The organism is Sedimentibacter sp., from assembly GCF_033447055.1.
Taxonomy (GTDB): Bacteria; Bacillota; Clostridia; order Tissierellales; family Sedimentibacteraceae; genus Sedimentibacter.
In genome coordinates this window covers 1-11,760 of the sequence record NZ_JAWQJF010000123.1, presented here as the reverse complement: position 1 = coordinate 11,760, position 11,760 = coordinate 1, and the positions used below count along the sequence as shown (strand labels likewise).

General features: G+C 32.7%; 9 protein-coding genes, 1 pseudogene and 1 riboswitch. Of the genes and pseudogenes, 2 read left to right on the top strand and 8 right to left on the bottom strand.

What is annotated here, in order from left to right; genetic code table 11:
- Positions 1–294: 294 nt before the first annotated feature.
- From SA378_RS08540 to SA378_RS08515, 6 genes are all read right to left on the bottom strand, one after another.
- Complete coding sequence (locus tag SA378_RS08540; protein ID WP_318525564.1) at positions 295–471, bottom strand: hypothetical protein; 177 nt, start codon at positions 469–471, stop codon at positions 295–297.
- A gap of 258 nt (positions 472–729) precedes the next feature.
- Positions 730–5,073: a DNA polymerase III subunit alpha gene (polC, locus tag SA378_RS08535; RefSeq protein WP_318525563.1), complete on the bottom strand. Its 4,344-nt coding sequence runs from the start codon at positions 5,071–5,073 to the stop codon at positions 730–732.
- A gap of 244 nt (positions 5,074–5,317) precedes the next feature.
- The gene (locus SA378_RS08530) at positions 5,318–5,836 is read right to left on the bottom strand and encodes a cob(I)yrinic acid a,c-diamide adenosyltransferase (protein WP_318525562.1); all 519 of its coding nucleotides are present in this window, start codon (positions 5,834–5,836) and stop codon (positions 5,318–5,320) included.
- A 190-nt stretch (positions 5,837–6,026) separates the two neighbouring features.
- On the bottom strand, positions 6,027–6,257 hold the full coding sequence (locus SA378_RS08525; protein WP_318525561.1) for a DUF5320 domain-containing protein: 231 nt from the start codon (positions 6,255–6,257) through the stop codon (positions 6,027–6,029).
- Between the two features lie 28 nt (positions 6,258–6,285).
- A complete protein-coding gene (locus SA378_RS08520) occupies positions 6,286–6,480 on the bottom strand; it encodes a hypothetical protein (RefSeq protein ID WP_318525560.1) in 195 nt (64 codons plus the stop codon).
- A gap of 332 nt (positions 6,481–6,812) precedes the next feature.
- Positions 6,813–7,706 (bottom strand): damage-control phosphatase ARMT1 family protein, encoded by an 894-nt coding sequence (locus SA378_RS08515; protein ID WP_318525559.1) that lies wholly within the window; start codon positions 7,704–7,706, stop codon positions 6,813–6,815.
- 90 nt (positions 7,707–7,796) lie between these two features.
- Positions 7,797–7,920: riboswitch (cyclic di-AMP (ydaO/yuaA leader) on the top strand.
- Between the two features lie 159 nt (positions 7,921–8,079).
- Here SA378_RS08515 and SA378_RS08505 point away from each other — a divergent pair.
- Together SA378_RS08505 and SA378_RS08500 are read left to right on the top strand one after the other, a co-directional pair.
- Positions 8,080–8,547 (top strand): LysM peptidoglycan-binding domain-containing protein, encoded by a 468-nt coding sequence (locus SA378_RS08505; RefSeq protein WP_318525565.1) that lies wholly within the window; start codon positions 8,080–8,082, stop codon positions 8,545–8,547.
- Positions 8,525–8,707, top strand: coding sequence for a cell wall hydrolase (locus SA378_RS08500; RefSeq protein ID WP_318525558.1), 183 nt, complete (start codon positions 8,525–8,527; stop codon positions 8,705–8,707). The genes SA378_RS08505 and SA378_RS08500 overlap by 23 nt, the downstream gene beginning before the upstream one ends.
- 489 nt (positions 8,708–9,196) lie before the next feature.
- Here the strand turns inward: SA378_RS08500 and SA378_RS08495 are convergent.
- Together SA378_RS08495 and SA378_RS08490 are read right to left on the bottom strand one after the other, a co-directional pair.
- Positions 9,197–11,107: pseudogene (locus tag SA378_RS08495) on the bottom strand (OPT family oligopeptide transporter).
- Positions 11,108–11,136: 29 nt separating this feature from the next.
- Positions 11,137–11,760, bottom strand: a 624-nt coding sequence (locus SA378_RS08490) for a M20/M25/M40 family metallo-hydrolase (RefSeq protein WP_318525557.1), incomplete at its 5' end; no start/stop codon positions are given.

The window sequence follows — 11,760 nt, the reverse complement described above, 5'->3', positions numbered from 1 at the left end:
CCAAAACCTTTTGCTGTTCCTGTTAAAGTTTCTCCTGTCACAGTTTCTCCGACTAAATTATTAGCTACTTGTAAAAAACCAAATGACAACACAAAAACTAACACAATTAATAATCCTTTTTTCATTACTTCCTCCTTAAAAAATAATTAAAATATTATTACCCTTATCAAACTTTTGAAAAAGGTACTTAACTTTGTAGAATTTTTGACATTGTTCTCATCAATTAATCCACCATCATTTGATTATACTCTAATTTGTTGATTATGTAAAGATTATGTCTATATAAAATAATTTTTAAATAATTTTTTTTCTGCAAACATAACAATTAAGCTCTGACGAAAATTCGACAGAGCTCATATAAATTACTGTTTCAATGCTGCTAGCATCTTCTACAGCCTCTTCTTCTAATGCGATCAAGATGATAATCATCACATCTACATTCATAATGGTGTTTTTCATTGCATCTGCCAAAACCATAACCCAGGATGAACCAAGGGATTATATAACAAAACATATTATCACCCCTTTATTTTATATCTTTTATTATATCTAAATTTATATTTATATAAATCTTATATTTATTCTATTCACATTTATTACTTATGTTACAAAATTCTAACATTTTCTTCATTTTTTCATTAACTTTGAATGCCTCTTTAATATCCTTTAAGAGAATTGCCAAGAACTCTTGCCATAAGCTGCTGCATCATCAGGTACAGCAGTGACTATTTAAATTACATCAAAAAAACTTAATTGATCGCTTTCAGGAAGACCTTTTAAACAGCCGAACTTTTTTAGAAGTTCTATAGCAGCATTCCCTATCTTAGCACTTTTTCTTAAATCATCAATTGATTTTAATTCTTCTTCTCCATGAGCTGCATTGTATATTCCTTCTGCAGCTACTGCTCCCATACCTGATATACTGTTTAAAGGAGGTCTTAGGCCTTCCTCTTCTACCAGAAATTTAGTTGCATGGGATTTATATAAATCAATAGAAAGAAATTTAAAACCTCTCTCGTACATTTCCAAAACCAACTCAAGGTCATCATACATGTCTTTATCCTTGTTTGTGGCATCATTACCCAGCATATCAATTTCCTTGATTTTTTCCTTAACAACTTCTTTTCCGTTAATCATAAATTCTGCGTCAAATGCTTTTGCTCTTATTGTGAAATATGCTGCATAATAAGCTTGTGGAATATGAACCTTAAACCAAGCTATTCTAAAAGCCATCATTACATAAGCTGCAGCGTGAGCCTTAGGGAACATATATTTTATTTTTTTGCACGAATCAATATACCATTCAGGCACATCATGTTCTCTCATTAAAGATTCATAATCCGGCCATTTCGGTTCCTTTAAAGCTTTTCCTTTACGTACAGTTTCCATTATTTTAAAGGCGGCATTTGGTGGCAGACCTTTCTTAATAAGATAAACCATAATATCATCTCTGGTACACACAGCGTCGCTTATTGTGGTAACTATTCCTGAATCAATTAATTCCTTTGCATTTCCAACCCATACATCTGTACCATGAGAAAGACCTGAAATACAAATTAAATCCATAAAGGTCTTTGGCATTGTATCCAAAAGCATTTCTCTAACAAATTTTGTGCCAAATTCAGGAACTCCAAATGTCCCTACCTTGGAGTTAATCTGCTCAGGTGTTACTCCAAGTGCTTTTGTGGATGAAAACAATGACATAGTCTCTTTATCATCCATAGGTATAGTTAAGGGATCTACTCCCGTAATATCCTGCAGCATTCTTATTACTGTAGGGTCATCATGACCCAATATATCCAGTTTTAATAGGTTCTGGTCGATTGAGTGATAATCAAAATGTGTTGTGATAATGTCTGAATCAGAATCATCGGCAGGATGCTGTACGGGGCAAAATTCATAAATTTCCCTTCCCTTAGGCACAACTATTATTCCGCCGGGGTGCTGGCCTGTCGTTCTTTTAATACCAGTGCAGCCTTTTGATATTCTGGTTATTTCTGCCTTGCTCAATGTGATGTTTTTTTCCTCAAAATACTTTTTCACATATCCAAAAGCAGTTTTATCAGCTATGGTACCAATGGTACCTGCTTTAAAGGTTGTACCTTTTCCAAATATAACTTCAGTATACTTATGTGCTTTTGCCTGATATTCTCCGGAAAAATTTAAATCTATATCTGGCTCCTTGTCGCCGTTGAATCCTAAAAACGTTTCAAAAGGTATGTCTATGCCATCCTTAGAAAGCTTTTCTCCGCAGACAGGACAGATTTTATCCGGCAAGTCAAAACCATTTTCAACTCCAAAATTAGAAAAATCCGAATATTTACAGCTTGGGCACCTATAATGTGGAGGCATTGCATTTACTTCCGTTATGCCGGTCATGTATGCTACCACAGATGAACCTACAGAACCTCTTGAACCAACCAAGTAGCCATCTTCATTTGATTTCCAAACCAGCTTTTGAGCAATTATATACATTACGGAAAATCCATTTTTTATAATAGAATCAAGCTCTTTATCAAGACGAAGCTGAACAATCTCCGGAAGCGGATTACCATAAAGCTCATGTGCCTTCCCGAAAGCAATATCCTTAATAGTCTTTTCGCATCCTTCAATGTGGGGAGGGCATTTTTCATATGAAATAGGACTGATTTGTTCGCACATATCAGAAATCATGTTGGTGTTTTTAACTACAACTTCATATGATTTTTCCTCACCCAAATAATAGAATTCTTTAAGCATCTCCTCAGTTGTTTTTAAATATAACGGAGCTTGATAGTCTGCATCCTTAAATCCTTGGCCTGCTTCCAGTATTCGCCTATAAATTTCATCCTCAGGATCCATGAAGTGAACATCTCCCGTGGCTACTACAGGCTTATCTAATTTTTCTCCAAGAGCAACAATTTTTCTGTTGATGTCCTTTAAATATTCCTTATCCGGCACCTGTTCAGACCTTACTAAATAATCATTATTTCCTATTGGCTGAATTTCCAAATAATCATACTCATTTGCAATAGCTTCAATTTCCTCCTCGGATTTTCCGAGCAAAATTGCCTGATAAAGCTCTCCTTCACTGCAGGCGCTACCGATTATTAAACCTTCAGAATATTTTTTATAAAGGCTTTTTAATATTCGAGGTTTTTTGTAAAAATAATCTAAATGAGAATAAGATACAAGCTTATATAAATTCTTTAATCCAACGTAATTCTTTGCTAATATTATTGCATGAAAAGTTTTAAGTTTCTTATACTCTTCCTTCTTAGCTTCTTCATCAGATGCATAAGTTTCAATATCATCGAGAAACTCTGCTCCTCTTTTAATTAATTTTTCAAGCATCACATTAAATATCTTAACTGTAGTATCAACATCATCTAATGCTCTATGAGCAACTTCTACTTTTATCCCAAGATTTTTAGCAATTCTACCCAGCTTATAGGTTTTAAAATTCGGAAAGAGCTCATGGGCTAAAGACAATGTATCTATATAAGTAAAATCAAAGTCATATCCTAAATCTTTAGAAAAATGCTTTAAGAAACCTATATCAAACTCTGCATTATGAGCAACCAAAACACTACCATCAATAAATTTAAGCATTTTTGGAAAAACCATATCTATTTTTTCTTCATTTTTGACCATATCATCAGTTATGTTTGTAACCTCAACAACCCTTGCCGGAATTGGCTTTTCAGGATTAACAAAACTGCTAAATTCGTCAATAAGCTTTCCACCTTGAATTTTCATAATTCCTATTTCAGTAATTTTTTCTGTTAAAGGCGAGAATCCTGTGGTTTCCAAATCCAAAACACAATATGTTGTATCAATTCTCTGACCCTTTGAATTTGTTACTGAAGGTTTTTTATCAGGTGCCAAATAAGCCTCTACTCCATAAATTATCTTCATATCGGGATTATCCCTTCCCAAAAGCTTATGTGCCTCAGGAAATGACTGTACAACTCCATGATCTGTTATTGCAATAGATTTCATACCCCAGTTCATGGCTCTCTTTATGAGATCAGTGGCATTTGTCATAGCATCCATCTGACTCATTTGTGTATGCATGTGAAGCTCTACCCTTTTTATTTCTGAATTGTCCATTCTTTTAACTTTTTTTCTGCCTTCAGTTTCTATTATAGTATTGACAACAAGTTCAATCTCACCTGAAAATTTACTAAAGCCAGAATTCCCTGCAATCCTGACACCTTTGGCCTTTTTAAGCCTTGATAACACCTCTGCATCTTCGCCTTGCTTTAAAAATGACTTGCAGGTCATAGAACTTGTACCATCATATATATCAAAAGAAATCAATATTTTACCGCTTCGAAGTTCCTTAGATTCTAAATTGGATATTTCACCTTCAATGGCTATCCTGCCCTCATCCGGTGTAATATCTATAATTTTAATTATAGTATCTTTCATACTTGCATTTCTGCCTAATATCAAGAACGGATTGCTTTTTTTAACCGTTGAATCTTCTTTTGTTTCCTGCTTTATTTCTGCAGTTTTTTTAGTAATTTTAGGAATATTGCTAGGTGCAGATTTGACTTCCTTTTGAATATCCTGCATTTCTTTAGTAAGTGCAGCCTCTTGCATCCTTATAAATTCTTCACTGCCCACTCTATCGATAAAATTTATTTGATATGCTTCACCGTACAAATTTTTTATATATTCATGAATTTTCTTATCGTAACCCTTAGCTTTTAAAGGTTCTGAAATAGCACTCTTAAAATTAAAATTTATTGCATTCTCAACTATTTCATATTCGCTATTGCTAAGCACTGCCTTTAATGCAGGAAATTTGTCTGCCAGCAATAGTACAATATTTTTTATTTCCTCTTGTATAGGTTTTTTATTCGTTCCTTCAGCATAATTTACAACTATTTTAGAATCGTCCAAAGCAAATCTTTTTTTTATAAAGTCATTAAAGCCTTCCAACTCTCTTATTTCAATATATTCATCTGATTTAATTTTCATTTCCAGGGTTTTATTTTTTTTGTTTAATACCACCCTTTCTACTAAGGCGACATTTATATTACCCCCAGCTTTATAATCACTAAAAATTTCTTTAATTCTTTTCATCTTATGTTTAACCTTCTTTAAAAAAAGCTTCAAGTATTTTACTATTATATAACATAAGCCTATAGTTTGACAATTTAATTTACTTTCTATTACAAAAATTTCTTTGTTCTCATTATCGCCCTTTTCTGCATTACTTAAAAATAATGTAATAAAAAAGCAATACTCATAACAAAATAAGTATCACTTTATTTTTATCTAAATCTACAATTTTTATCGAGTTTATTAAGCATCAAAACCAATCACTTTATTTTTCTATTCCAACTCTTGAATTTACTCCATCGTTATAATAATGCTTTATTTCTTTCATTTCTGTAACTAAGTCAGCACGATCTATTATCTCCTGGGGAGCATAACGTCCTGTAAGTATAACCTCTGTTTTTTCAGGTTTTAAATCCAAAACCTCCAAAACTGCCTCAACTGTTATAAGTTTAAAAAATAATGCTGTATTAACTTCATCGAATACAACCATATCATATTTCCCTGAAATCAAAACATCCTTCATCTTTTTCAGACCATTCTGAGCATCCTCAAAATCCTTTTCAGATGGCATTCCTCTAACAAAACATGCACCACCGAATTGTTCCATATCAAGTCCCGGAAGAAATTCAGAAGCCTTCAGTTCGCTATAATACTGACCCTTCATAAATTGTCCAAAAAATACCTTGTTTCCTGCACAAATCGATCTCAGAGTAATACCAAGTGCAGCTGTAGTCTTACCCTTTCCGTTACCTGTATAAACTTGAATATAACCTTTTTCTAACATACTTTCCCCCTAATCCTCCAACTAGATACTTTTATTTATATTCCATATTAGTATAACACACTTTTCCATACTAATAAATTTATATTTTTATAGTCTAAGTATTACTAAATTTTCATTATATTGAAACAGCAACAGGTATATTACCCTGTTACTGTTTCATCTTATTTCTTAGGATTATTTTATAACTTTATTACAAGAATCTTCCAAAAATTTTTCTGCGTCCATATGCAGACCCAAGACCGCGACCTGTACCAAAGCCACGACCAATTCCTAGTCCCATTCTGCGTCCAATTCCTATTCCAAAACCACTACCTATTCTTGTTCCATATTCACCGTTGTTGTTTACTCCTGTGCAATTTCCTAAACCTCTGCCTGTCATTGGACCTTGTCCCATAGGACCTGTTCTATCTCTTCTTGGCATATCAATCATCTCCTTCAAAATTCTCTAATTAAGCTCTAATCATTGTCGTACCGCAATTTGGGCACTTCTTAGCAGTACATGTCTCTCCACGATTATGCTTTACTTTTGTACCACATTTAGGACATTCACAATAACCTTCGGGACCCGCGCTTGCAGGACCTCCCATTCTTCCTCCAAAATTACCAGTTCCTGAAGCAGGACCTGTTCCATCTCTTCTTGGCATATAAATCACCTCCTAATGGTTTTGGGCATATGTCATTTATAATATAATTATACATCGTTTTAAGCATATGTCAATAATTATTTTAATTTTATTTTAATTATTTTAAAGTTCATCAATTTCTGCTTCATTTTTAGGTATCGCGCAGGACGTAAGCAATACTATAACTAATACCGAATACATCAAAATAAATTTTATCATGTTTCGCCTCGGTTTTTTACTTATTATTTGAATAATATATTTATTTATACTTATTAGTAAATTAATATATACGAAATCTGAAATAATTATCCTCTACACCTAATTTGTAGCATTTAGTTAGAATGCCCTTCCTTCTAGTTTTTTTTTATTATATCCTTGACATTTCTTTCGTTAACAAATATTCCTTTAAATTTTTCTAAATTAAATCTCTTAGTAAACAAATCGCATTTACATAAAAATAAATAATAAATATTTTTTTCACAGCCAAATAGTGTTTCAAAATTTCCTTGTCCTTTTGAAATTATTAAATCAGCATTATCAATTACATTTTTTGACTTTATATTTATTTTATCTAGCTGAGTTCCTGGTATATCAGTTCCATTTTCTATAACATTAACTATACTGCAAAGTCCTATTTCGTTTGCATCAGTAATAGTTGCATCGTTATAAATAGGTTTTCCTCTTACAATAACATCTATAACAAGTCTTGGATAATTTTCTTTCAATACTTTAATAAATATCTTGTCAAATACTATTTCCCCTGCATTATCAACAATATATACTATATGTTTGGAATTATACAAATCCTCTTTAAAACTCTCATATTCTTTAATATTAATTTCTTGTTTTTCAGCACTCTTGATTATTTTTTTTAATTCATTAATATCTACTTTATCCATAGCTCCAAAATCTATAAAATTACCAATCATCGCATATTTCATAGCTGTAAGAATATTATCCTCAGACATATATATGTTTGTTGAAATTTCTTCTTCCATGGAACACAAAAGATTATTATATTGCTTTTTTATTTCATAATAAATATCACTTAAATTTAATTTACTATTTAAAATTCTCATTATCTTTGCCGCGATATATGGAGCAGTATCGTTTTTATCAGACTTTGAAATTATTTCAAATACTTCTTTCATAAATTTTAATTTTTTATCTTCATCAGTTTCATGCTGACTAAACAAAAAATCAGCTTTTTTAATTGTACAATAAATACATTCTAAATTAATATCCATATTTAACCTCATTTCTATATTTTTCAAGCAATGTTTCATTTAACCTGGGCTTCAATGACTTACCATTGATTACTTATTACATTTGCATTACAATTTTCATAGCCGAATCTCATAAAGAGTACCGGGGATTATTTATCGGGGTGAAGCCTTATTTAGGCGGGGTACCTCAACCCTAATCCATCAACTAACCTGGAAGGCTAAGGAGGATAAAATGAAGAAAAATGCTATCAAATCAATTCTATTAACCACAAGTCTAACTATCGGATTATCGTTTTCAGTATCTGAGGCCACATATGCAGCAACCTACAAAACTGTCAGTGGTGATTCACTATACAAAATTAGCCGTCTTTTCAACACAACAGTAGGAAATTTAATGGATGACAACAACCTCAGAATCTATTACTTAAGCATTGGACAAGAACTGTATGTTCCCTGCCAAATTTATTCTGTCCAAAAAGGGGACACGCTGTATTTAATTTCAAAAAAATTCAATATAGAATTATCTGACCTGAGAAGAGCAAACAACATTTACACAAATTACATAAACATCGGTCAGATACTTAACATTCCAAAGACATTTGCTGCAAAGACTGTTTCAGAGCCGGCAGAGGTTCCTGTAACTGAAACGCCTTCATACACAGCCGAAGATCTTGACATTCTTTCAAGATTAATTATGGCTGAAGCCCAGGGACAGCCTTATGAAGCTCAGGTTGCTGTTGGTGCTGTAGCAATGAACAGGGTTGAAAGTGAACTGTGGCCAAACACCATAAAAGATGTAGTGTACCAGAACATAGGAGGATATTTACCAGTTCACGCCCGTGGTCAATGGCTGGATCAATAATCCTGCCAACGCACAAGCCATACAAGCTGCAAAGGAAGCATTAAACGGAGCTGACCCCACAAACGGAGCCATGTTTTATTACGACAACACAACTACCAACCAGTGGATTCTAGCAAAACAGGTGGCATTCAGGTCAGGAGCAATGATTTACGCATACTAAATCTCCATGTTTATAGTAACTTCTACTTCAATTTTAACATATATTTATCTTTTATACAAAAAATTAATCAGCATTATCTTAAAATATCTTAATTTATATTCATTAGTAATTTATTGTAAAAAAATTTAAATTTATGTTTAAAGATAAAATTCATGGGTATAAATAGAATACGACATCAGTTTACGTTAATTCTAACAAATTCAATACAATTACCAGTTGTCTTGGTTGAATTCGTGGTCTAACCCGTTAACAGTTAGATTATATATAGCGGCTAAACCAAACAAGAGTAAAGAGATTGGTAGGGTAGTAATTAAGTGAAATGTATGTTGAATCTTTACCGAGAGGTATTGAATGGATATCCAAGAAAATAAGTAGCGCCTGATATCTACTAAAATTGATATTTAGGCGTTGCTTATTTTTTTACTGAAATATATTCATATCATTATAACTCATACTCATACTTCTGATTTTTTATAATAAAAGCTAAAGTCAACTTGGTTTACTTTTTATTAGAGGAAGTATTGTTGCTACTACAAGAACTGCTAATAACAAAAACGCCATGCCATTAGTTTCAGCAAAACCACTTGGTGCAGTTCCTTTTATAACACCGGAAACTTGAAGTATTATCCCTACAAGACCTATTATGGAACCACCCGCAACAAGACCGGAAGACAAACTTATACCATTTGAAACCTTAACATCTTTTTCTTTTTCAGATTTTGAAGTTTTTTCTATTAATAAGCGAACTAGAGCACCAATTAAAATTATAGAAGTAGTGGATATTGGCAGATAGAAACCTATGGCAATTGTCATTATAGGAAGATTTAATAAAAACAATACAATTCCCATAACAACTCCTAAAATTATCATAACCCAAGGCAGCTCTCCAGATATAATACCAGCAGTTAAAGTTGCCATTAAGTTAGCTTGAGGCAGAGCAAAGGTAACATCATCACCAGTTAATGAAAGTTGGCTCGAAAGTAACAGTATAGTACCAATAACAACTGCAACACCAACTATTGATGCAATTGAAAAGTACTTTTGCATTTCATTTTTATCTCCACCCAATATAAAAGAAACCTTTTGTGATTGACAGTAGCCACCTGCAATGGCTATGGCAGTAACTATGAAAGTACCGAATAAAAGTAAAGATTTGTTATTTTCAGGACTCACCCATCCCAGCGCAACAAATAATAAAGTTACAAGAACTAAAGAAGCTATGGTCATTCCAGAAACAGGAAGGTTTGAAGTTCCAATAGTACCAGTCAAACGTCCAGAAACAATGACAAATAGTAATGATAAAAATAAAGATAAAATCGAAGCAACTAAAGACATTAATATATTTCCATCAGAAATTAAAAAACCCGCTAAAAATCCAATTATTATACCACCTAATAATATTAAAGTTCCAACAGATGAGCTATCGGCATTTTTGGTAGATTTAGCACTAAGGGTTTCTTTTATAGAAGAAATAATAGTTGGTATAAGCTTTATCGCTCCTATTAAACCACCAGAAAGCATCATACCTGCACCAATATATTTTACATAACTACCAGGTATATTTGAAACATTCATAGCATTTATAGCAGTGCTCGGATTATTCCATACAAATGAACTGCTTTGACCAAGAGCAGTAAAATAACCTATTAAAGGCAAAATACCGAAGTTAGCTAATATAGAACCTGCAAACATAGTTAATGAAACATCTAATCCAACTATAAATCTTATACCCAATAACAGGGGGTTAACTTCAATCTAAAATTTCCACTTATAGAAAGTTTCGTTCACATAGCTTACAACATTATTAGCCACATTTAAAAATGAACTGGTTACAGCAGTTATAATACCACCTATCACAAACCCTATTCCCATAAACTTTATTGACTCTCCGGCGCCTTCAGAAGCAACAAGTGTTTCTGAAATGGCCATTGACTCAGGGTACATTAATTTTCCATGTTCTTCTACGATTAAGTATTTATGAACGATAGAAGCTATTCCAATACCAAAAAGAACTCCGCCTGTGCCAACTACAAAGCCTTCTATGAAAGAAACATCTGAACCTATCAACAAAATTGCAGGCAATACAAATATTATACCACTTGCAACGGATTCACCACCGCTTGACATACCTTGTATTAAATTTTTTCCAAGAAGCCCCTTCTTTTTAGAAAATGCTGATATCAAAGCTGACCCTAAAATAGAACCCGGTATACCAGCGGCAACTGTAAGACCAGATTTCATGCCAGAATAAGCAGTAGATGCTGCAAATAAAACAGCTAGGATTATCCCTATTATTAAAACTGCACCATTTCCACCTAATTTGGAACCGCTGGATATATATGGAACATAATCTTTACCAGGTACATTACCATATGCGTCTTTAGATAACTTTTTATCCATTAATACCTCCGTTAATTTCATTTATTAGTTTATTTTATATTTTTTAATATTTCCAACAAATATTCCCATGTTCTCTGTACTGAAGAAATACTCATACTTTCATTTGGTGTATGAACATCATATAAATTTGGTCCAAATGAAATTGCATCTATTTCGCCAAATTTTTCTGCAAACAGCCCGCATTCAAGACCAGCATGTATTGCAGATATATTAGGCTTTTTATTGTACATTTTTTCATATACACTTTCAAAAATTGTTCTTATTTTTGAATCAGGATTGTATGCCCATTCAGGATAACTTGATTCGCTAGCTACATTTCCACCATTAATCTTAGCAGTTACAAATAATCTGTTATATAATTCATTCTTCAAACTCCTGACAGAGCTTCGAATTGAGCTTATGAATTCAACCCCGTCCTTATGTGTTGTAACAACTCCGAGATTTAAAGAGCTTTCCACTAATCCTTTAATATCCATGCTCATTGAAGTGACTCCGTTAATAATTAAGTATAAATAGTTAACTATATTTTCAGTTGATTCTTTTGAAATCATTTGTGAAGGAAGATTCTGTAAAACTTCAAATTCTACTCTTATATCAGGATCTGGAGTTCTCAATTCATTTTTAAATATTTTTTCACACTCAAGTATTTTATT

Excerpts from the sequence above, each read along its gene's own strand:
- polC (WP_318525563.1), bottom strand. The coding sequence starts at position 5,073 with ATGAAAAGAATTAAAGAAATTTTTAGTGATTATAAAGCTGGGGGTAAT.
- SA378_RS08530 (WP_318525562.1), bottom strand. The coding sequence starts at position 5,836 with ATGTTAGAAAAAGGTTATATTCAAGTTTATACAGGTAACGGAAAGGGT.
- SA378_RS08525 (WP_318525561.1), bottom strand. The coding sequence starts at position 6,257 with ATGCCAAGAAGAGATAGAACAGGTCCTATGGGACAAGGTCCAATGACA.
- SA378_RS08520 (WP_318525560.1), bottom strand. The coding sequence starts at position 6,480 with ATGCCAAGAAGAGATGGAACAGGTCCTGCTTCAGGAACTGGTAATTTT.
- SA378_RS08515 (WP_318525559.1), bottom strand. The coding sequence starts at position 7,706 with ATGGATATTAATTTAGAATGTATTTATTGTACAATTAAAAAAGCTGAT.
- SA378_RS08505 (WP_318525565.1), top strand. The coding sequence starts at position 8,080 with ATGGATGACAACAACCTCAGAATCTATTACTTAAGCATTGGACAAGAA.